Here is a 23488-nt window from a genome sequence, read left to right as displayed (position 1 = left end):
TCCGGGTAATAATCGATGCCTATTCAAAATACGGCAGTCTGCACTGCCTTTGTCCGTCACCAACGTGTGGCGGCCGGCTCCTATTCCCAGGTGGCCGAAGCGCTGGCGAGCCTTGACCTGTCCACCGGCAGCTTCCTGGTCTTCGATGATGCCACCGGCACCCAGGTCGACTATCCCTGGCCTGCAGGCTACGCGCCGGATCAACCGGTGCCGATCAAGCTCGATGAAGACCCACCCGCAGCGCCTACGGTCGGGCGCCCCAAGTTGGGCGTGGTCGCGCGGGAAGTCACCCTGCTGCCGCGCCACTGGGAATGGCTGGCCCAACAACGTGGCGGCGCGTCGGCGGCGTTACGCCGGTTGGTGGATGAAGCGCGCAATGTTCATGCTGCCCGTGATCAAATGCGCCAGGCCAAAGAAGCCAGCTATCGTTTCATGAGCGCCCTTGGCGGCGACCTGCCAGGGTTTGAACACGCGTCACGGGCGCTGTTTGCCGAGGACGGTGCCGAGTTTTTCCTAAAAATCGCGCATTGGCCGGTGGACGTGCAGACGTACCTGGCCTGGCTGTCACGCAATGCCTTTGCTGCATAACAATAATCCAGAGATTCAAACCAGTATGGACGTCACCCCAAAGCGGCCGTTGTGGCAGATCTACCTGATGTTTCTGGCACCCATGGTGCTGTCCAACTTCCTGCAAAGCTTTTCCGGCACCCTTAACGGCATCTATGTCGGGCAGATGCTCGGCACCCAGGCGCTGGCGGCCGTGTCGGGGATGTTCCCCATCGTGTTTTTCTTTATTGCGTTGGTGATCGGCCTGGGGGCGGGCGCTTCGGTGTTGATCGGGCAAGCCTGGGGCGCGCAGGAAACCGCGATGGTCAAGGTGATTACCGGCGCCACCCTGACGCTTGGCGCGCTGGTGGGCTTGATCGCGGCAGTGCTGGGCAGCCTGTTTGCGCGCCCGGCGTTGCAGGCGTTGGGTACGCCGATCGATGTACTCGATGATGCGGTGGGTTATGCCCAGATGATGATGTTGATCATGCCGCTGCTGCTGGTGTTTATCCTCTACACCCAGCTGTTACGGGGTGTGAGCGATACGGTTTCGCCGTTGCTGGCGCTGATGGTCTCGACGCTGGTCGGTCTGCTGCTGACCCCGGCGCTGATTCGCGGCTGGATCGGCTTGCCACCCATGGGCATTCAGAGTGCGGTGTATGCGGGCTTGGTGGGCAACGCGGCGGCCATGCTGTTTCTGATTTTGCGCCTGCGCCATAAAAACCATGTGATGGCGCCGGACCGTGAACTGCTCGCGGCCTTGCGCCTGGACCGGGCGATCCTCGGCAAGGTCCTGCGTATCGGCTTGCCAACCGGTTTGCAGATGGTGGTGTTGTCGCTGTCGGAGCTGGTGATTCTGGCGCTGGTCAACGGTCATGGCTCACACGCTACGGCGGCCTATTGCGCGGTGACGCAGATCGTCAACTACGTGCAGTTCCCGGCGCTGTCGATTGCGATCACGGCCTCGATCCTCGGTGCCCAGGCAATCGGTGCCGGGCGCCTGGAGCGTATCGGGCCGATCCTGCGCACCGGGCTTGTGATCAACCTGTGCCTGACCGGTGGCTTGATCCTGTTGGGTTACCTGTTGTCCCACTGGTTGCTGGGCTTGTTTATCACCGACGACGCGGCACGGCTCAATGCCGAGCACCTGCTGCATATCATGCTGTGGAGCATCCTGGTGTTCGGGTTCCAGGCGGTGATCGGCGGGATCATGCGCGCCAGTGGCGTGGTGTTGATGCCGGTGGCGATTTCGATCTTCTGTGTGCTGTGCGTTGAGCTGCCGATGGCGTACCTGTTCAACGCGCACTTCGGCCTGGAGGGCGTGTGGATGGCATTTCCGGTGACCTACCTGGCGATGCTGGTGTTGCAGACCGCCTATTACCGGTTGGTGTGGCGCCACAAGCAGATCAAACGGCTGGTGTGACGGGTTGCTTCAAGCCTTGCAGTAACAGTTCCAGCGCCTGCAAACCTTCTTGCAGGCGCAGGTTTGGTTGCTCGTCACGGGCGATCCACAGGGCCGTGTTGACCAGGCTGCCATTGATCAACTGGGCCAGTGCGACGCTGGGGGCTTGCTGGATGACACCGGCCTGCATCATCGCCTCCAGCAGCTGGCGCAGGGATTCCACGCACTGTTGCTGAGAGCCGGTATCACCGAGTACGGCAGGCGCATCCTGCAATACGATGCGTTGGATCTCGCCATCCTGGGCCATGCGCAAATAGGCGCGGCAGCGTTCACAAAAGCCGCTCCAGGGGTCCTGCGCCTGGTCGCTGATGCCCTGCAGGCGCGCGTCCATCTCCGCGTCGAGCTCGGCGACCACCGCCGCCAATAAGCCTTTCTTGTCGCCGAAGTGGTGGTACAACGCACCGCGGGTGAGGCCGGCGCGGGCGGTAAAATCATCCATCGAGGTGTTGGCGTAGCCTTGGGTGGCGAAGGCTTGGCGAGCGCTGGCGATCAGCCGGGCGCGGGTGGCGTCGATCATTTCGGTACGGGCTCGGCTCATGGGTAAGGCTCGCATTAGCTCAGTGAGTGATTGACATACGCTGCGTATGTTACGCATGATTTGTCACATACGCACCGTATGTATTTTGCCTTGATACCTGCAAATCGCAAGTTTCAAGGGTTGAGGAAGAGGTTAAGCAGGATGGCAAATCCCTACGCCGAGTTATTCCAGGCCCCAGGCAGCCGGGCGTTTGTACTGGCGGGCATGCTTGCGCGTATGCCGATTTCGATGACCGGTATCGGCCTGATCACCATGCTCTCGCAAGTGCATGGCGGTTATGGCCTGGCAGGCTCGGTGGCGGCGGTGTTTGCCTTGGCGACGGCAGTCTGTGCGCCGCAGGTGTCCCGCCTGGTGGACCGCTATGGCCAAGGTCGGGTGCTGCCGATTGCGGCGTTGATCGGCGGCGGAGCGTTGTTGCTGTTGTTGCTGTGCACTCGTTTGCAGGCGCCAGCCTGGACGCTGTTCGTGTTCGCCGCACTGGCCGGTTGCATGCCGAATATGTCGGCCATGGTACGGGCCCGCTGGACCGAGCTGTACCGTGGCCAGCCCAGGCTGCAAACCGCTTTCGCCCTGGAGTCGGTGCTTGATGAGGTGTGTTTCATTATCGGCCCGCCGATCTCGGTAGGCCTGAGCGTGGTGCTGTTCCCGGAAGCGGGGCCCTTGGTGGCGGCGTTGCTGTTGGCGGTTGGCGTTACCACCTTTGTGCTGCAGCGCGCGACAGAGCCGCCGGTGCATGCGCAGCAAGACCACCACGGCCGCTGGTTGATCGCTTCACCGTCGGTATTGATCCTGATGATCCTGCTGCTTGCCATGGGCGTAATCGTGGGTGTGGTGGATGTGGTCAGCGTGGCCTTCGCCCAACACCAGGGCCAACCGGCGGCGGCCAGTATCGTGCTGTCGGTGTATGCCATCGGGTCGTGCCTGGCGGGTTTGGCCTTTGGCATGCTCAAGCTCAAGGCGCCGTTGCCTCGGCAATTTCTGTTCTGCGGCGTGGCCACGGCGTTGACCACATTACCGCTACTGCTGGTGACCAATATCCCCGGTCTGGCGGCGGCGATCTTTATCTCCGGGCTGTTCTTTGCCCCAACGCTGATCGTATCCATGGCCCTGGTGGAGCAGGTGGTGCCGCCCAGCCGCCTGACTGAAGGCATGACCTGGCTGATCACCGGCCTGAGTATCGGCGTGGCCATTGGTGCCGCCAGCTCCGGTTGGATGATCGACCACTTCGGTGCTGCCAGCGGGTTCTGGGTGGCATTGGTGGCGGGCGCGGTGGTATTGGGCTCGGCGGTGTTTGGGTATCGGTCCTTGGGCGCTCAGCCGAGCGTCGGTACAGGTTCTGCGCAGTGATGCTGCAAAAACTCATTCAACGCCTGTCGCGTCAGGTCATTGAGCGTGACTTTTTTGCGCGTCGCTGCCAGGGCCGCCGCCAAATGCAAGTCGTGGCCGACGCGCACGTTGAATGAACCCTTGCAAGGTTTCTCCGGGGTTTGCCCCAGTGCCTGGCAGGTCACGAGGTAGTCATCCACCGCCTCGCGGAACGCCGCGTCCAGCTCGGCGACGGTTTTGCCTTCATAGCTCACCAGTGCCTTGATGAACAGCACCTTGCCGAACAGGCAATTGTCTTCGAGGCTGGCTTCGATAGAGCCGATGTAGCCTTGGTGTTTCAGTTGGTTGTCCACTGAATCAGTTCTCCTGATTTCAATTGTTCGATGATCTGGCGCCGAATGTAGTGTTTCAGTTCGTTGCCGGGGTGAGGCCTGTGCAAGGTGATCATTGCACTGGGGTTGCCGATATCGAATTTTACGCGGCTTCCAGCCCCTTCAATCTGTCTGTAGCCGAGTTGGTGCAGCAGCGTTACCAGCTCAGGCCAGGTAAAAGCCATGTGCTCATTGAGCAGTTTGGCGAGCAGCTTTTCATTTTTGGACACGGCGTTCCCTGCGTGTAACTAAATGTAGTTGCAAAAAGTGGTGTTCGTCAATGCTAGCCCGAGTTGGCGAGCCTTGGCTGAGATTGATGTAACCCTTGATGACACCGCACTTCACGCCGCTTACGCCCCGCTAATTTTTCCTTGTCCGGTTCGTTTTATAGGGACGACGTGCCTTTGTGCTTCCCGCCTATTGTTCCGGACTCCAAGAAATGAATGCTGAAGACTCCTTGAAACTTGCTCGCCGGTTTATCGGGTTGCCCCTGGAGAAACGCCAGGTTTTCCTGCAAGCCCTACAGAAAGAAGGCGTGGATTTTTCCCGGTTTCCGATTCCGGCAGGAGTGGAGGTGGAGGATCGCCAGGCGCTGTCCTACGCGCAGCAGCGCATGTGGTTTCTGTGGCAACTGGACCCGGCCAGTGGCGCCTACAACTTGCCTGGCGCCGTGCGGTTAAAAGGCGCCCTCAGCCTGCGCGCACTGGAGCAGGCATTCGCAAGCCTGGTGGCACGTCATGAAACACTGCGCACGGTCTTCCAGCGCCAGGCCGACGATCGCTTGCTGCAAGTTGCCATCGAGCCGTCGGTTGCCGTCGAGCATCTGGACTTCAGTGCGCTGGCCTTTGACGCACGCGAGCAGGCTGTCAACGACGCTGCGACCCGGCAGTCACTGCTGCCGTTCGATCTGGAAAATGGCCCGCTGCTGCGCGTGCAATTGCTCAAGCTGGATGTGCAAGAGCATGTGCTGCTGCTGACCCTGCACCACATCGTCTCCGATGGCTGGTCGATGAATGTGCTGATCGACGAGTTCATCCGCTGCTACGACGCCCACGAACGCCACGAAACGCCGCAATTGCCGGCGCTGCCGATCCAGTACAGCGACTACGCCCTGTGGCAGCGGCGTTGGCTGGAAGCGGGGGAGCAGGCGCGCCAGCTTGAATACTGGCAGGCCCGTTTGGGTGATGAGCATCCGGTCCTGGAGCTGCCCACCGATCGCCCGCGTCCGGCCATGCCCAGCTACCAGGGCACCCGGAATAATTTCGCCATCGATTCAGGCCTCGCGTCGCAGCTGCGCGGTTGTGCGCAAAAGCACAACGTCACCCTGTTCATGTTGCTGCTGGGCGCTTTCAACATGTTGTTGCATCGCTACACGGGGCAGGGCGATATCCGCGTCGGTGTGCCGATTGCCAATCGCAATCGCAGCGAAGTCGAAGGGCTGATCGGTTTCTTCGTCAACACCCAGGTGCTACGCACCGAGTTGACCGGGCAAACCCGTGTCGCCGAGTTGCTGCAAGGCATCAAGGAGCATGCGTTGGGCGCCCAGGCCCATCAGGAGCTGCCGTTCGAGCGCCTGGTGGAAGCCCTCAAGGTCGAGCGCAGCCTGAGCCATACGCCGCTGTTTCAGGTGATGTACAACCACCAGCCAGTGGTGGCGGACATTGCCTCGATCAACACCGCTTCCGGCCTGGAATTGGCGCTGGTGGAGTGGCAAGGCCGTACCACCCAGTTCGACCTGACCCTGGACACCTATGAAAAGTCCGGCACCTTGCATGCCGCGTTGACCTACGCCAACGACCTGTTTGACGCGCCCTCTATTACACGCATGGCCGAGCACTGGGTCAGCCTGTTGCACGCCATGGTGGCCGGCGACCAACACCGCATCGGTGAGTTGCCGATGCTGGCCGCCGATGAGCAGCAGGTGCTGGTCCAGGCATGGAACCAGACGGCCCAGGCGTACCCGACCGAGCAAGGTGTGCATCGGCTCATTGAAGAGCAGGTGCAGCGCACCCCGGAGGCACCGGCGCTGGTGTTTGGTGCGACCACCTTGAGCTATGCCCAGCTCGACGCCCGCGCCAACCAGTTGGCCCATGCCCTGCGCGAGCAGGGCGTTGGCCCCGACGTGCTGGTGGGTATCTGCGTGGAGCGCTCGGTCGAGATGGTGGTGGGCTTGCTGGCGATTCTCAAGGCTGGCGGTGCCTATGTGCCGTTGGACCCGGAATACCCCCAGGAACGCCTCGCCTACATGATCGAAGACAGCGGCATCAAGCTGTTGCTCAGCCAGCAGAGCCTGCAGGCTTTGCTGCCGATTAATGGCGTGCAAGTGATCGTTCTGGACCAGGCGCCGGGTTGGCTGGACGGCTATAGCAGCGAATCACCGGCCGTGGCCATCCAGGCGCTCAACCTGGCTTATGTGATCTACACCTCCGGTTCCACCGGCAAACCCAAGGGCGCCGGCAACAGCCATCGGGCGTTGGTCAACCGCTTGTGCTGGATGCAGCAGGCTTACGGCCTGGACGCCAGCGATGCGGTCTTGCAGAAAACCCCGTTCAGCTTCGACGTGTCGGTGTGGGAGTTTTTCTGGCCATTGATGACCGGCGCACGGCTGGTGGTCGCTGCCCCTGGCGAGCATCGCGAGCCGGCGCGGCTGATCGAGACCATCGGCCACCACGCCATCACTACCTTGCACTTCGTGCCGTCGATGCTCCAGGCGTTTATTCATGAGCCGGGCGTGCAGGCTTGTACGAGCCTCAAGCGCATTGTGTGCAGCGGCGAAGCCTTGCCATTGGATGCGCAGCTGCAGGTGTTCGCCAAGCTGCCAACGGTAGGCTTGTTCAATCTCTATGGCCCCACCGAAGCCGCCATCGACGTCACCCACTGGACATGCATCGACGAAGGCGCCGACAGCGTGCCTATTGGCCGCCCGATTGCCAACCTGGCCACCTATGTGCTCGACGCCCAGCTCAACCCGGTGCCCGCCGGTGTCTCTGGCGAGTTGTACCTGGGCGGTGTCGGCCTGGCGCGCAGTTATCACCGTCGCCCCGGCTTGACCGCCGAACGCTTTGTGCCCAGCCCATTTATTCGCGGCGAGCGCCTGTATCGCACCGGCGACCGCGTGCGCCAGCGTACCGATGGTGTGATCGAATACCTCGGCCGTCTCGACCATCAGGTCAAGCTGCGCGGTTTGCGTATCGAGCTGGGCGAAATCGAAACCCGGCTGATGCAACACCCGCAGGTGCGCGAAGCCGTGGTACTGGTGCAGGGCGGCAAACAGCTGGTTGCCTACCTGGTTAACGAAGGTGAAGAACCGACCGACCTCAAGGCCTGGTTGCTCAGCAGCCTGCCGGAATACATGGTGCCCACGCACTTCGTCACCCTGGCCAAATTGCCGGTCACCGCCAATGGCAAGCTCGACCGCAAGGCGCTGCCGTTGCCGGATGCCGCGCCGCAACAAGCCTTTGTCGCGCCCGAAAGCGAACTGCAAAAGGCCCTGGCAGCGATCTGGAGCGATGTGCTCGGCGCCGCGCAAGTGGGTCTGGACGACAACTTCTTCGAGCTGGGTGGCGACTCGATTATTTCCATCCAAGTGGTCAGCCGCGCGCGTCAGGCGGGGATTCGCCTCATCCCGCGTGACCTGTTCCAGTACCAGAGCGTGCGCAGCCTGGCGCTGGTGGCGAGCTTTGAACAGGCGACGGTGATCGATCAAGGCCCGGTCAGCGGCGAGGTGATCCTCACGCCCGTGCAACACAGTTTTTTCGAGCAGGTGATCCCGGCGCGTCAGCATTGGAACCAGTCGCTGCTGTTGGCCCCGCGCGAAACCCTGGAGTCCGCGTGCCTGGACGTGGCCTTGACCCGCTTGATCAACCAGCATGACGCCCTGCGCCTGCGTTTTGTGCAACAGGCAGACGGTTGGCAGCAAGCCCACGCCGAGCCGGTTGCAAGCGCTTCAGTGTGGCAGGCCCAGGTCGCTGACGAGGCTGAGCTGGCCGCACTTTGCGACGAAGCGCACCGCAGCCTCGACCTTGAACAGGGGCCGCTGCTGCGCGCGGTACTGGTTTCGATGGCAGACGGCGCCCAGCGCCTGCTGCTGGTGGTGCATCACCTGGTGGTCGATGGCGTGTCGTGGCGCATCCTGCTCGAAGACCTGCAACAGGCTTACCGCAACGCGGCGTTGCCGGCCAAGACCAGTGCCTACCAAGACTGGGCGCAGCAGTTGCAGGCCCATGCGCTGACGCTGGGCAACCAACTGCCGTATTGGCAGGCCCAGACCGCGAGCGCCGATCTGCCCTGCGACAACCCCCAGGGCGGCCTGCAGAATCGCCTGGGCAGCAAGCTCGAAATCCGCTTGAGCGCCGAACACACCCGTCAACTGCTGCAAGACGCCCCGGCGGCCTACCGCACCCAGGTCAATGACCTGCTGCTCACCGCGCTGGCGCGCGTGGTCAGCCGCTGGAGCGAGCAGGCTGCCGCACTGATCCAGCTGGAAGGCCATGGCCGTGAAGACCTGTTCGACACGCTTGACTTGAGCCGCACCGTGGGCTGGTTCACCAGCCTGTTCCCGGTGCGCCTGCAAGCCGGTGGCGAGCTGTCGGCGGCCATCAAGTCGGTGAAGGAACAACTGCGCGCCGTGCCGCACAAAGGCATTGGCTACGGCCTGCTGCGCTACCTCGGCACGCCTGACGCCCGTGAAGCGCTCTCGAACCTGGCCGCGCCACGCATCACGTTCAACTACCTGGGGCAGTTCGACCGCCAGTTCAACGAGTCGGCGTTGTTCGTGCCTGCCACCCAGGGCAGTGGGCAAGCCCAGGACCCGCAGGCGCCGCTGGCCAACTGGCTGACGGTGGAAGGGCAGGTGTACGGCGGTGAATTGGCCCTGCAGTGGGGGTTCAGCCGTGAGATGTTCGAGGTGGCGACTGTCCAGCACCTGGCGGATGATTTCCAGCAGGAACTGCTGGCCCTTATCGCGCATTGCGTCGATCCGAAACAGGGCGGCCTGACACCGGCCGACGTGACCCTGGCGCAATTGACCCAACCCCAGCTTGACGAGCTGGCACTGCCAGCAAGGGACGTGCAGGACCTGTACCCGTTGTCGCCGATGCAACAGGGCATGCTGTTTCACAGCCTCTACCAACAGGGCGAGGATGACATTTACGTCAGCCAGTTGCGCGCCGATGTGCACGGCCTGGACGTGGCAGTCTTCCTGCGCGCCTGGACGCAAGTGCTGGCACGGCATGACATGTTACGTACCGGGTTTGTCTGGCAGGACGACCAGGGTCAAGCCCTGCAAGTGGTGTATCGCCAGGTCAGCTTGCCGTTCACCGAGTTCGACTGGCGCGGGCATCAGGACCTTCCCGCCGCCCTGGATCGCCTGGCCGCCGAGCACCATCGCGAAGGCTTCGAGCTGGCGCGTCCGCCGTTGCTGCGGGTGGCGTTGGTACGTACGGCTGAAGACCGCTGGCACTTGATCTACACCAGTCATCACATCCTGATGGACGGCTGGAGCAATGCATTGGTGCTCAATGAAGTGCTGCAGGCCTGCAAGGGCCTGGCATTGGCGCCGGTGGGCGCGGGGTTTTCCCAGCATATCGCCTGGTTGCAACGGCAGGATCCGGCGTTGGGCGAGGCCTTTTGGCGCCAGCGCCTGGCGCAGTTGGACGAGCCGACGCATCTGGCGCGCAGTGTGCCCAAAAGCCCGGCGCAGAGTGCGGGTGAATACGGTGAAGTCTTTTGTGAGTGGGATGCTATCCAGACTCAGCGCCTTTCGGCCTTCGCCCGTGCGCACCAAGTGACCCTCAACACCCTGGTGCAATCGGCGTGGCTGTTGCTGCTGCAACGCTACACCGGCCAGTCCAGCGTCGCCTGTGGGGTGACGGTGTCCGGGCGCCCGGCGCAGCTGGCGAATGTCGAGCAGCAAGTCGGCCTGTTTATCAACACCTTGCCGCTGATTGCTGCCGCCAGTCCGGCGCAAAGCGTCAGCGATTGGGTGCGATGCGTACAGGCACTGAACCTGGAAATGCGCGAGCATGAACACACGCCGCTGTTTGATATCCAGCGCTGGGCCGGTTCGGCCGGTGAGGCGTTATTCGACACGCTGGTGGTGTTCGAAAACTTCCCGGTGGCCAAGACGTTGGAGCAGTCGGGTGAGGGCGGTTTGCGCTTCAGTGGCGTCAGTCATCAGGAGCGCACCAACTACCCGTTGACACTGACCGTGCACGGCGGCGAGCGCCTGAGCCTGCACCTGGAATACCTGCGTGCGGAGTTTGCGACCGACACCGTGCAGCACATTGGCACCTACTTGCAGGGCTTGCTGCAGCAATTTATCCAGGCGCCGGAGCAAGCCGTGGGCGCCATCCCCTTGCTGTTGGATTCTGAATACACCCGCGTGCTGCAAGACTGGAACCCGTGCAGTGTCGCTCAACCGGCCAAGGCAAGCGTATTGCAGCGCTTCGAACAACACGCCGCGTTGCACCCGCAAAACATCGCGCTGATCCTGGATCAGCAACGTATGACCTACGCCGACCTCAACCTGCGCGCCAACCGCCTGGCCCATCGCCTGATCGCGTTGGGCGTCAGCGCCGACACGCTGGTGGGCGTTGCGGTCGACCGTTCCCTGGAAATGATCGTCGGCTTGCTGGCGGTGCTCAAGTCCGGTGGCGCTTATGTGCCGCTGGACCCGAAATATCCGGCCGACCGCCTGCAATGCATGATCGAGGACAGCGGTCTGCAATTACTGCTGACTCAGCAGCCATTGGTGGCGCATCTGCCGATCAGCGCGAACCTGACGCTTGTGTGCCTGGAGTCCGGCGCAGACTGGTTGGCCGACTACAGCGCTGAAAACCCCGAGTCGAGGGCGCAGCCGGCCAACCTGGCCTACGTGATGTTCACGTCCGGCTCGACCGGCAGGCCAAAAGGTGTGGGCATCGACCTCGCGTCCCTGGCCCGGCATGTGGAGGTCTTCACTGAACTGTTTGCGCTGCAAGCCCATGACCGAGTGCTGCAATTTGGCACCTTCAATTTCGACGGCTTTGTCGAGCAGCTCTACCCGGCGCTGTGCTGCGGTGCAGCGGTGGTGGTACGCGGTGGCGAACTGTGGGACAGCGACACCTTCTACCAGCAACTGATTGAACACGATATTTCCGTGGTCGACCTGACCACGGCCTATTGGCTGGCTCTGGTGCGCGATTTTGCAGACCTGGGCCCACGTGATTACGGGCGCTTGCGCCAACTGCACATTGGCGGCGAAGCCATGCCGCCTGAAGGGCTGAATGCCTGGCGCGCAGCGGGCTTGCAGCATGTGCGGTTGCTCAATACCTACGGGCCTACCGAAGCCACGGTGACCGCCACTGCCCTGGACTGCGCCGCGTATGTCGAGGGCCGTGAAGCCTTGCCGTCGATGATGCCGATTGGCCGCGTGCTGGATGGCCGTGCCATTTACCTGCTGGATGCCAACCTCAACCCGGTGCCGGTCGGTGTCGCGGGCGAGTTGGTGATCGGCGGGCCGCTGCTGGCGCGGGGTTATTTCAAGCGTGCGGACCTGACGGCCCACCGCTTCATTCCCGATCCCTTTTGCGCTGACGGCGTCGGCCGTTTGTACCGCACCGGTGACCTGGCGCGCTATCGCGCCGATGGGATGATCGAGTACGTGGGGCGAATCGACCATCAGGTCAAGGTGCGAGGTTTCCGTATCGAGTTGGGTGAAATCGAAGCGCGCCTGCTGGCCCAGGCCAGTGTGCGCGAGGCGCTGGTGATCGCGGCGGACAACCAGTTGGTCGGCTATATCGTGGCCAGCCAGTCTTTGTCCGACACCGAGCAGGCTCAATTGCGCACGCAACTCAAGGCCGCGTTGCGCCAAGAGCTGCCGGACTACATGGTTCCGGCGCATCTGCTGGTGCTGGAGCGCTTGCCACTGAGCCCCAACGGCAAGCTGGACCGTGCCGCGCTGCCCAAGCCGGATATCAGCCAAGCCCTGGTCGATTGGGTTGCACCGGTCACCGAGACCCAGCAACGTGTCGCGGCTATCTGGGCCCAGGTGCTGGGCGCCGAACGGGTCGGGCTCAACGATCACTTCTTCGAAATGGGCGGGCATTCGCTGCTCGCCACGCAGGTGGTGTCCCGCTTGCGCCATGGCCTGGGTATCGAAGTTGCACTGCGCACGCTGTTTGAGCAGCCCGTGCTGGGCGATTTTGTTAACACTCTGGCTGGGGTCAACACTCTGGCCGCGGTCAGCGCTTCGGCGCCGGCGATGGTGGCGGCGGACCGCGATCAGCCATTGTTGCTGTCCTACGCCCAGGAACGGCAGTGGTTCCTCTGGCAACTGGACCCGCACAGTTCGGCCTATCACGTGCCGAGTGCGCTGCGCTTGAAAGGTCCGCTGGACCGCAGCGCCCTGCAACGTGCCTTCGATACCCTGGTAGCGCGCCACGACAGCCTGCGCACGCATTTGCAGCAAGAAAGCGACCGCACGGTGCAAGTGGTCAGCCCACAGGCGCGGATCGAACTCGTGTCGCAGCTCACCGATCAAGCACAGCTTAAATCCACGGTGGAAGCGCTGGTGGCGCAACCGTTCGATCTGCGCCAGGGGCCGCTGATGCGTGTGAGCCTCTTGCGCCTGGCGCAAGACGAGCATGTGCTGGTCCTGGTGCAACATCACATCATCTCCGACGGCTGGTCGATGCAAGTGTTGGTCGACGAACTGGTGCAGTTGTATACGGCCTACAGCCAAGGCCAGGCCCTGCAATTGCCGGCGATGCCGATCCAGTACGCCGACTACGCAAAATGGCAGCGCGACTGGATGGAAGCCGGTGAAAAGACGCGCCAGCTCGACTACTGGCGTGAACTGCTCGGTGGCGAGCAACCGGTGCTGGAGTTGCCTTTTGATCACCAGCGCCCTGCGGTACCGTCCCATCGCGGCGCGCGTCTGTATATGGCGCTGCCGACCCCGCTGCTCGATAACCTCAAGTTGTTGGCCCAGCGCGAAGGTGTGACCCTGTTCATGCTGCTACTGGCCTCCTACCACGCGTTGTTGCATCGCTACAGCGGCCAGCGGGACATCCGTGTCGGCGTGCCGATCGCCAACCGCAACCGTGTTGAAACCGAACGGCTGATCGGCTTCTTCGTCAACACCCAGGTGCTCAAGGCCGAGATCGACGCGCAAACCACCGTTGCCCAGTTGCTGCAGCAGGTCAAACACCGCGCCCTGGAGGCCCAGGCCCATCAGGACCTGCCGTTCGAGCAACTAGTCGAGGCCCTGCAACCTGAGCGCAGCCTGAGCTTGAGCCCGTTGTTCCAGGTGGCGTTCAACCACCACATCAGCCAGGCCGGCGAGCATTTACAGCGCCTGGCGCAGTTGGACATGAGCCCGGTGACTTGGGACGAAACGGCTGCGCATTTCGACCTTACCCTGGATATCGAAGAATCCCGTGACCAGTTGAGTGCGTCCCTGAGCTATGCGACCGACCTGTTCGAAGCGTCGACCATTGAACGCATGGCCCGTCACTGGCAAAACCTGTTGCAGGCGATGGTCGCCGACCAGCAGCAGCCCATCAGCCAGTTGAACCTGCTCAGCCAGGATGAGCAACAGCACATCCTGCAGCTGTGGAACCAGACCGACGCCGGCTTCTCGGCCAAACGCCTGGTGTACGAGCTGTTCGCCGATCGCGCGCGGGAAAACCCGGATGCGGTGGCGGTCAAGTTCGATACGCAAACCCTGACTTATGGCGAGCTGGACAGCCAGGCCAACCGCCTGGCCCATGCGCTGATCGCCCGTGGCGTCGGCCCGGAAGTGCGGGTGGCGATTGCCATGCCACGCAGTGCGGAAATCATGGTGGCCTTCCTCGCAGTGATGAAGGCTGGCGGCGTGTATGTGCCGCTGGACATCGAATACCCGCGTGACCGTCTGCTGTACATGATGCAAGACAGCCGCGCGAAATTGCTGCTGAGCCACACCAGTGCCTTGGCGCAATTGCCGCTCGCCGAGGGTCTGGACACCCTGGCCATTGACCGCACCGAAGACTGGACCGGCTATAGGGATACCGCGCCGCAGGTCGATCTGGACGGCGACAACCTCGCCTACGTGATCTACACCTCCGGCTCCACCGGCATGCCCAAGGGCGTGGCCGTTTCCCACGGCCCGTTGGTGGCGCACATCATCGCCACGGGCGAGCGCTACGAAACCAGCCCGGCCGACTGCGAATTGCATTTCATGTCCTTCGCCTTCGACGGTTCCCACGAAGGCTGGATGCACCCGCTGATCAACGGCGCCAGCGTGCTGATCCGTGATGACAGCCTGTGGCTGCCGGAATACACCTACGCGCAAATGCACCGCCACAACGTGACCATGGCGGTGTTCCCGCCGGTGTACCTGCAACAGCTGGCCGAGCATGCAGAGCGCGACGGCAACCCGCCTAACGTGCGCGTGTACTGCTTTGGTGGCGATGCGGTGGCGCAGGCCAGCTACGACCTGGCGTGGCGCGCACTGAAACCGACGTACCTGTTCAACGGTTACGGCCCGACCGAAACTGTGGTCACGCCGCTGCTGTGGAAAGCCCGCCGAGGCGATCCCTGCGGCGCGGTCTATGCGCCGATCGGCACGCTGTTGGGCAACCGCAGCGGCTACGTGCTGGACTCGCAGCTCAACCTGCAACCCATCGGCGTGGCCGGTGAGCTGTACCTGGGCGGCGAAGGTGTGGCCCGCGGTTATCTGGAGCGCCCGGCACTGACTGCCGAACGTTTTGTGCCGGACCCGTTCGGCAAATCCGGCAGCCGCGTATACCGCAGCGGCGACCTGACCCGAGGGCGTGCGGACGGCGTGGTGGATTACCTCGGGCGTGTCGATCACCAAGTGAAAATCCGTGGTTTCCGTATTGAGCTGGGTGAAATCGAGGCGCGCCTGCGTGAGCAGGACAGCGTTGGCGAAACCGTTGTCGTGGCCCAGGAAGGCCCGAACGGCAAACAACTGGTGGCTTATGTGGTTCCAGCAACCGCGCAGCCAAATGAAACCGAGTTCCGCGACAGCCTGCGCCGTGCGCTGAAAACCCGCTTGCCGGATTACATGGTGCCCACGCACTTCATGTTCCTGGCGCAGATGCCACTCACGCCTAACGGCAAGCTCGACCGCAAGGGCCTGCCCGAGCCGGATGCGAGCCAGATGCAACAGCACTACGTCGCCCCGCAAACCGAGCTGGAGCAGCAAATCGCCGCGATCTGGGCCGAGATTCTGCACCTGCCTCGCGTGGGCCTGGACGATAACTTCTTCGAAGTGGGCGGCCACTCCCTGCTGGCGATCCAGATCACTTCGCGGGTGCAGGCCGAACTGGGGCTGGAAGTGCCGCTGGTGGAAGTGTTCCAGACCGAAACGTTGCGCGCCTATGTGCAGGCCGCTGCCACCTTCCGCGCCGGCAGCGCGGAAGATTTTGATGACCTTCGTGACTTTTTGAGCGAACTAGAGGCGATTTGAACCATGCTTTCCAACCCTAATATCGATCTGGTTTCGCGCTTTCTTCGCCTGCCTCTGGAACAGCGTCAGCAGTTTTACCAACGCCTGCAAAGCCGCGGCATGAGTTTCGCGCAACTGCCGATCGCCTCGATTCGCGAGGAGGGCCAACACGCGCCGCTGTCGTATGCCCAGGAGCGCCAGTGGTTTCTCTGGCAACTGGACCCGGACAGCGCGGCCTATCACGTCCCCGGCGCCTTGCGCCTGAGCGGGTGCCTGGACAAGGCCGCACTGCAACGCAGCTTCGACACGCTGGTGGCACGCCATGAGAGCCTGCGCACCCGTTTGCACCTGGAGGGCGAGCAGCGTGCCCAGCAAGTATTGGCCCATGCGGTGATCGAGATTGCTGAACGCCCAGTCGACGAGACCCAGCTCAAGGCAAGCGTCGAAGCTGAAATCGCCCGACCTTTCGATTTGCAGCAAGGTCCGTTATTGCGCGTCAGCTTGCTCGGCCTAAGCGCAGAAGAGCATGTATTGGTGCTGGTGCAGCACCATATCGTCTCTGACGGCTGGTCGATGGGCGTGATGGTGCAAGAGTTGATGCAGCTGTATGCCGCCTACCGCCAGGGCCAGGACTGCACGTTGGCGCCGCTGCCGATCCAGTACGCCGACTACGCAGTGTGGCAACGCCGCTGGATGGAAGCAGGGGAGAAGGCCCGCCAACTGGATTACTGGCGTGAGTTGCTCAGCGGCACACAGCCGGTGCTGGAACTGCCGCTTGATTACTCGCGCCCAGCGCAGCAGAGTTTCCTTGGCGCACGCCAGGACATGGCCCTGGAACCCGCCCTGGTCGCCGGTCTCAAGGCGTTGGCGCAGCGCGAAGGGGTGACGTTGTTCATGCTGCTGTTGGCGGCGTTCCAGGCATTTCTGTACCGCTACAGCGGGCAGTCGGACATTCGCGTCGGCGTGCCGATCGCCAACCGCAACCGCGTCGAGACCGAATCGCTGATCGGCTTTTTCGTCAACACCCAGGTGCTCAAGGCCGATCTCGACGGCCAGATGACGTTCACCCAGCTGGTGCAACACACCAAGCGCCGCGCGCTCGAAGCCCAGGCCCATCAGGATTTGCCCTTCGAACAACTGGTCGAAGCACTGCAACCCGAGCGCAGCCTGAGCCATAACCCGCTGTTTCAGGTGATGTTCAACCACCAGGCCAAGACCCAAGCCGCAGAGCAGCAATTGCCGGGCCTGCGTGTGGCCAGCCTGGAACTGGAGACTCAGAGCGCCCAGTTTGACCTGAGCCTGGATACCCAGGAGAGCGGCGACGGCATCTGGGCCTCCTTGACCTACGCCACCGACTTGTTCGGCGCCGCCACCGCCGCACGCATGCTGGGCCATTGGTTGAGCCTGTTACGCGCCGCCGTGGCCAACCCTGCATTGGCCCTGCAGGACCTGGCCATGCTGGATACCACGGAGCGCCAACAACTCCTCTACCAGTGGAATGCCACCGAGCGCGCTTACCCGCAGGGCCAATGGGTGCATCAGTTGATAGAAGCGCAGGTGCTCAAGCAGCCGGATGCAGCGGCGTTGCGCTTTAATGATGTGTCGCTGAGTTATACCGAACTGAACCACCGCGCCAATCGCCTGGCTCATCGTTTGATCGAAGCTGGCGTTGGCCCGGATTCGCTGGTGGGGCTGGCCGTGGAGCGCTCCATCGAGATGGTGGTGGGGCTGCTGGCGGTGCTCAAGGCCGGTGGCGCCTATGTGCCGCTGGACCCGCAATACCCGCGTGAACGCCTGGCCTACATGCTTGAAGACAGCGGCGTGAAGCTGCTGCTGACTCAAGCGCATCTGCTCGAACAATTGCCGATCCCGCCAGGATTGGAAACCCTGGTGCTGGGCGAGTCCGGTTTCGACAGCTACAGCGACGCGAACCCGGATATCGTGCTGGATGGCGAAAATCTCGCCTACGTGATCTACACCTCCGGTTCCACCGGCCAACCCAAAGGCGCCGGCAACCGCCATTCAGCGTTGCTCAATCGCCTGCAATGGATGCAGGAGGCCTATGGCCTGGGCGTCAGCGACAGCGTGCTGCAAAAGACCCCGTTCAGTTTCGACGTGTCGGTGTGGGAGTTCTTCTGGCCACTGATGACCGGCGCGCGCCTGGTCGTTGCAGCACCGGGCGATCACCGTGATCCGGCCCGGCTGATCAGCCTGATCACGGCCGAGCAGATCACCACGCTGCACTTTGTGCCCTCGATGTTGCAGGCATTCCTGCAAGACCCGGCAGTTTCGACCTGCCACAGCGTGCAGCGCATCGTGTGCAGCGGCGAGGCGCTGCCGGTGGATGCGCAACAGCAAGTCCTGGCCAAACTGCCGCACGCCGGGCTGTATAACCTCTACGGTCCGACCGAAGCCGCCATCGACGTGACCCACTGGACCTGCGTCGATGAAGGGCGTGACGCCGTGCCGATTGGTCGTCCGATTGCCAATCTGGGCTGCTACATCCTCGACAGCCATTTCGAACCGGTACCGATTGGCGTGCTGGGCGAGCTTTACCTGGGCGGCGTTGGCCTGGCCCGTGGTTATCACCGCCGTCCGGCTTTGACCGCCGAGCGCTTTATCGCCCATCCCTTTGTCAGCGGTGAGCGCCTGTACCGCAGCGGCGACCTGGCGCGCTATCGCGCAGACGGCGTGATCGAATACGCCGGGCGGGCCGATCATCAGGTCAAGTTGCGTGGCTTGCGTATCGAATTGGGTGAAATCGAAGCACGTTTGCTGGCGCACGATTGCGTCCGCGAAGCTGCGGTGTTGGCGCCGGACAGTCAATACCTGGTGGGCTACCTGGTGCTGCAAAACGCCGCTGACGATTGGCGCGATGTACTCAGTGCTCATCTGGCCGAAACCCTGCCGGATTACATGGTGCCCGCACAATGGATGCTGCTGGAGCAGATGCCCCTGAGCCCCAACGGCAAGCTTGACCGCAAGGCGCTGCCAAAGCCCGAAGCCACGCAGCAATATGAAGCCCCGCAAAGCGCGCTGGAGCAGCAAATCGCCGCCATCTGGGCCGATGTGCTGGGCATCGAGCAGGTGGGATTGAACGACAACTTCTTCGAGCGCGGTGGCGACTCGATCATTTCGATCCAGGTGGTCAGCCGCGCGCGTGCCGCCGGTATTCACTTCACCGCCAAGGCGTTGTTCCAGCATCAAACCGTGCGCAGCCTCGCGCGGGTGGCGCAGTTGCAAACCGCGCGGGTGATCGACCAAGGCCCGGTACAAGGTCAGACCCCGTTGCTGCCGTTCCAGCAGTTGTTCTTCGACATGCAACTGCCGGACTCGCATCACTGGAACCAGTCCTTCTTGCTGACGCCGCGCCAAACGCTTGAGGGCGATCGTCTGGAAGCCGCGTTGCAGGGCCTGATCGCCCATCACGATGTGCTGCGTTTGAACTTCATCCAGCACCCTGAGGGTTGGAAAGCCGAGCATGCTGCGGCCGGCACACAGGTGCTGTGGCAAGCCACGGTGGCGGATGCCAGCGAATTGACCGCGCTCTGCGAAAAAGCCCAGCGCAGCCTCGACCTGCAACACGGGCCATTGCTGCGTGCGGTACTGGTCGAGCTGGCAGACGGTTCCCAGCGCCTGTTGCTGGTGATGCACCACTTGGTGGTGGACGGCGTGTCCTGGCGGGTGTTCCTCGAAGACCTGCAAGCGCTGTATCGCGAACAAACACTGCCGGCCAAAACCTCGTCGTTCAAAGCCTGGGCCGAGCGCTTGCAAGCCCACGCCCGCAGCGCGGCGATGGCGTCCGAGCAAGCCTTTTGGCTGCACCAGCTGCAAGGTGCGGCCACCGATTTGCCGTGCCGCGACCCGCAAGGCGCGCGTCCCGGCCGCCTGGCCCAGACCGTGGTCAGCCAACTGGATGCCGAACGCACGCGGCAATTGCTGCAACAAGCGCCCACGGCCTACCGTACCCAGATCAACGACCTGCTGCTAACGGCCCTGGCGCGGGTGATCTGCCAGTGGACGGGCCACGCCTCCAGCCTGATCCAGCTGGAAGGTCATGGCCGTGAGGACCTGTTTGACGACATCGACCTGACGCGCACCCTGGGCTGGTTCACCAGCCTGTTCCCGGTGCGCCTGACCCCTGACGCATCCCTGGCGGTATCGATCAAACAGATCAAGGAACAACTGCGCAGCGTGCCGCATAAAGGCCTGGGTTTTGGCGCTTTGCGTTACCTGGGCGATGACGCCACACGTGAGGCGTTCAGTGCCTTGCCGGCGCCGCGCATCACCTTCAACTACCTGGGCCAGGTCGACGGCAGTTTCGACCAGCCGGACACGCTGTTCGCGCCCGCCGCAGAAAGCGCCGGCGCCGAACAAAGCCCGGACGCGCCGCTGGGCAACTGGCTGACGCTCAACGGCCAGGTCTATGGCGGCGAACTGCAACTGGGCTGGACGTTCAGCCCACTGATGTTCGACCCCGCGGTGATCGAAACGCTGAGCGCGGCTTACACCCGCGAACTCAACGCGCTGATCGAACATTGCTGCACGCCCGGCAATGCCGGTGTTACCGCCTCCGATTTCCCGTTGTCGCGCTTGAACCAATCGCAACTGGAGTCGTTGCCGCTGGCCTTCGATGCCGTAGAAGACCTCTACACCTTGTCGCCCATGCAGCAGGGCATGCTCTTTCACACGCTCTATGAGCAGACGGCGGGCGACTACATCAACCAGATCCGCGTGACGGCGCAGGGCCTGGACGTGGCGCGCTTCCAGCACGCCTGGGATGCCACGGTGCAGGCCCATGATGTGCTGCGCAGCGGGTTCTTCTGGGAAGGCCAGCTGGAGTGGCCGTGCCAGGTGGTGTACCGCCAGGCGCGGCTGCCGATTCAGGTACTGGACTGGCGCGCCATGCCGGAGCGCGAACCGGAACTGCGCAACCTGCAACAGGCCCAGCGCCGCCAGGGTTTTGACCTGGCCAAGGCACCGCTGGTGCGGCTGGTGCTGGTGCGCACCGATGAGCAGCGCTACGAATTGATCTACACCAGCCATCACATCCTGATGGACGGCTGGAGCAATTCGCGGCTGTTCGGCGAAGTGCTGCAACGCTATGCCGGCGTGGCGGTGCCGGAAGCGGCCGGGCGCTATCGCGATTACATTGGCTGGCTGCAACAGCGTGACGCCGCTGCGACCGAAGCCTTCTGGCGCGAACAATTGAGTGCATTGCAAACCCCGACACGGCTGGGCAGCAGCCAACCGACGGCGGAGCAAGGGCATGGCGAGCATCAACTGGCGCTTGATCGCACACTCACGGCTCAACTTGAGTCGTTCGCCCGAAGCCACAAGGTTACGCTTAACACCCTGATCCAGGCGGCGTGGCTGATCCTGTTGCAGCGTCACAGCGGCCAGGCGGTGGTGGCGTTCGGCGCTACCGTGGCCGGGCGCCCGGCGGAGCTTGCGGGCGTTGAGCAGCAGATCGGTCTGTTCATCAATACCTTGCCGGTGATCTGCGCGGTGGAGGCGCAGGTGTCGGTGGCCGACTGGTTGCAAGCGGTGCAGGCGCAGAACCTGGCCTTGCGTGAGCATGAGCACACCGGCCTGTATGACATTCAGCGCTGGGCCGGGCAGGGCGGTGAAGCCTTGTTCGACAATATCCTGGTGTTCGAAAACTACCCGGTGTCCAAAGCCCTGGCGCAAAGCGGCGGCAGCGGCATTCGGTTTGGCGAGCCCCACGCCCATGAACAAACCAACTTCCCGCTGACGGTGCTGGTGGATCTGGGCGAAACGCTGTCGGTGCAGTTCAGCTTTGCCCGCGCGCATTTCCATGAAGACAGGGTGCAAGGCTACGGCCGGCATTTGGTCAATCTGCTGCAAGCCATGCTTGAGGGCGGGCAGCAACGCCTGGGTGAGCTGGCGATGCTCGACGTCACTGAGCGCCAGCAGGTGATTCAAGACTGGAACGCCACATCCCGCGATTACCCGTTGCAGCAAACGGTGCATCAACTGATTGAAGCGCAGGTTGCGCTCACGCCAGCGGCACCGGCGCTGGTGTTTGCCGAGCAACGTTTGAATTACGCCGAGCTCAACCGCCGCGCCAATCGCCTGGCCCATCGCCTGATCGAGGCGGGCGTGGGGCCGGACACGCTGGTGGGGCTGGCGGTGGAGCGTTCCATCGAGATGGTGGTCGGCCTGCTGGCGGTGCTCAAGGCCGGTGGCGCGTATGTGCCGCTGGACCCGGACTACCCGCGTGAGCGCCTGGCCTACATGCTTGAGGACAGCGGCGTGAAGCTGCTGCTGACTCAAGCGCATCTGCGCGAGCAGTTGCCGATTCCACACGGGCTGGAAACGCTGGTACTTGGCGAGACGGGGTTCGACAGCTATAGCGCAGAGAATCCGGGTATTGCTGTGGACGGCGAAAACCTCGCCTACGTGATCTACACCTCCGGTTCCACCGGCCAGCCAAAAGGCGCCGGCAACCGTCATGCGGCCCTGACCAACCGCCTGCACTGGATGCAGGAAGCCTACGGCCTGGATGTCAGCGACAGCGTGCTGCAAAAGACCCCGTTCAGCTTTGACGTGTCGGTGTGGGAGTTCTTCTGGCCACTGATGACCGGCGCACGCCTGGTCGTTGCTGCGCCCGGTGATCACCGCGATCCGGCCAGGCTGGTCAGCCTGATCAATGCCGAACAGGTCACCACGCTGCACTTTGTACCCTCGATGTTGCAGGCCTTTGTGCAAGACCCGACCGTTGCGACGTGCCACACCTTGCACCGCATCGTGTGCAGCGGCGAGGCGCTGCCGGTGGATGCGCAACAGCAAGTCTTCGCCAAGCTGCCGCAAGCGCGGCTGTATAACCTGTACGGCCCGACCGAAGCCGCCATCGATGTGACCCACTGGACCTGCATTGATGAAGGTCGCGATGCGGTGCCGATTGGTCGCCCGATTGCCAACCTGGGCTGCTACATCCTCGACGGCAACTTTGAGCCGGCGCCGGTGGGCGTGTTGGGCGAGCTGTATCTGGGCGGTGTCGGCCTGGCCCGTGGTTACCATCGCCGCCCGGCATTGACCGCCGAGCGCTTTATTGCCAACCCCTTTGTCAACGGTGAGCGCCTGTACCGCACCGGCGACCTGGCGCGTTATCGCGACGACGGCGTGATCGAGTATGCCGGGCGTATCGACCATCAAGTCAAGTTGCGTGGCCTGCGTATCGAGTTGGGCGAAATCGAAGCGCGCCTGCTCGAACACGAATGGGTGCGTGAAGCCGCGGTGCTGGCCGTCGACGGCAAATACCTGGTGGGCTACCTGGTGCTGCAACACGCCGCCGATGACTGGCGCGACGTAGTGAGCGCGCACTTGGCCCAACACCTGCCGGACTACATGGTGCCAGCGCTATGGATGCTGCTGGAACAGATGCCCTTGAGCCCCAACGGCAAGCTCGACCGCAAGGCGTTGCCCAAAGCGGACGCCAACCTGCAGACGCGCGAATACGTGGCGCCGGGCAGCGACCTGGAACAACAGATCGCCGCAATCTGGGCCGAAGTGCTCGACGTGCAACGGGTGGGCTTGAACGACAACTTCTTCGAGTTGGGCGGGCATTCCCTGTTGGCCACCCAAGTGGTGGTGCGCCTGCGCGAGCAGTTGCACGCCGAGTTCGACGTCAAATCGATCTTCACCACCCCGACCCTGGCGGATTTCAGTGCCTACGTAGCCACCCGGCAAACAAATAATTCACCGGTGCAGGACGCATTGGCTAAATCCTTGGAGGCCCTCAAACGTCTATCAACAGAAGATTTGGATAAATTGATTTCCTGAGGGGC

General features: G+C 62.8%; 8 protein-coding genes. 5 read left to right on the top strand and 3 right to left on the bottom strand.

Annotated features, from left to right (window positions below; genetic code table 11):
• Positions 1 to 15 precede the first annotated feature (15 nt).
• Positions 16 to 588, top strand: coding sequence for a DUF2239 family protein (locus tag PSH96_RS16080; protein ID WP_305453844.1), 573 nt, complete (start codon positions 16 to 18; stop codon positions 586 to 588).
• Positions 589 to 613: 25 nt separating this feature from the next.
• Complete coding sequence (locus tag PSH96_RS16075; RefSeq protein ID WP_305453843.1) at positions 614 to 1969, top strand: MATE family efflux transporter; 1356 nt, start codon at positions 614 to 616, stop codon at positions 1967 to 1969.
• Here PSH96_RS16075 and PSH96_RS16070 read toward each other — a convergent pair.
• Positions 1953 to 2546 (bottom strand): TetR/AcrR family transcriptional regulator, encoded by a 594-nt coding sequence (locus tag PSH96_RS16070; RefSeq protein WP_305453842.1) that lies wholly within the window; start codon positions 2544 to 2546, stop codon positions 1953 to 1955. The two genes, PSH96_RS16075 and PSH96_RS16070, sit on opposite strands and share 17 nt — an antisense overlap.
• 141 nt (positions 2547 to 2687) lie before the next feature.
• On the opposite strand from PSH96_RS16070, the gene PSH96_RS16065 reads away from it, so the two are divergent.
• A complete protein-coding gene (locus PSH96_RS16065) occupies positions 2688 to 3893 on the top strand; it encodes an MFS transporter (RefSeq protein WP_305453840.1) in 1206 nt (401 codons plus the stop codon).
• Here PSH96_RS16065 and PSH96_RS16060 read toward each other — a convergent pair.
• Both PSH96_RS16060 and PSH96_RS16055 read right to left on the bottom strand, forming a co-directional pair.
• Complete coding sequence (locus PSH96_RS16060) at positions 3860 to 4225, bottom strand: type II toxin-antitoxin system HicB family antitoxin (protein ID WP_056859316.1); 366 nt, start codon at positions 4223 to 4225, stop codon at positions 3860 to 3862. The genes PSH96_RS16065 and PSH96_RS16060 overlap by 34 nt on opposite strands.
• Positions 4210 to 4473 carry a type II toxin-antitoxin system HicA family toxin gene (locus tag PSH96_RS16055; RefSeq protein ID WP_017139593.1) on the bottom strand — a complete coding sequence of 88 codons (264 nt, stop codon included), beginning with the start codon at positions 4471 to 4473 and terminating at the stop codon, positions 4210 to 4212. The genes PSH96_RS16060 and PSH96_RS16055 overlap by 16 nt, the downstream gene beginning before the upstream one ends.
• A 209-nt stretch (positions 4474 to 4682) precedes the next feature.
• On the opposite strand from PSH96_RS16055, the gene PSH96_RS16050 reads away from it, so the two are divergent.
• Both PSH96_RS16050 and PSH96_RS16045 read left to right on the top strand, forming a co-directional pair.
• Positions 4683 to 15698, top strand: a complete 11016-nt coding sequence (locus tag PSH96_RS16050; protein WP_305453838.1) for a non-ribosomal peptide synthetase — start codon at positions 4683 to 4685, stop codon at positions 15696 to 15698.
• Between the two features lie 3 nt (positions 15699 to 15701).
• Entirely contained in the window at positions 15702 to 23483 is a 7782-nt protein-coding gene (locus PSH96_RS16045) for an amino acid adenylation domain-containing protein (RefSeq protein WP_370694301.1), read from the top strand.
• The last annotated feature ends 5 nt before the right edge of the window (positions 23484 to 23488 follow it).

The organism is Pseudomonas sp. FP2338 (assembly GCF_030687515.1).
Classification (GTDB): Bacteria; Pseudomonadota; Gammaproteobacteria; order Pseudomonadales; family Pseudomonadaceae; genus Aquipseudomonas; species Aquipseudomonas salomonii.
This window is presented reverse-complemented; position numbering and strand designations above follow the sequence as displayed.

Bases quoted from the DNA above. Each gene is read 5' to 3' on its own strand.
- PSH96_RS16080 (WP_305453844.1), top strand. From the start codon at position 16: ATGCCTATTCAAAATACGGCAGTCTGCACTGCCTTTGTCCGTCACCAA.
- PSH96_RS16075 (WP_305453843.1), top strand. From the start codon at position 614: ATGGACGTCACCCCAAAGCGGCCGTTGTGGCAGATCTACCTGATGTTT.
- PSH96_RS16070 (WP_305453842.1), bottom strand. From the start codon at position 2,546: ATGAGCCGAGCCCGTACCGAAATGATCGACGCCACCCGCGCCCGGCTG.
- PSH96_RS16065 (WP_305453840.1), top strand. From the start codon at position 2,688: ATGGCAAATCCCTACGCCGAGTTATTCCAGGCCCCAGGCAGCCGGGCG.
- PSH96_RS16050 (WP_305453838.1), top strand. From the start codon at position 4,683: ATGAATGCTGAAGACTCCTTGAAACTTGCTCGCCGGTTTATCGGGTTG.
- PSH96_RS16045 (WP_370694301.1), top strand. From the start codon at position 15,702: ATGCTTTCCAACCCTAATATCGATCTGGTTTCGCGCTTTCTTCGCCTG.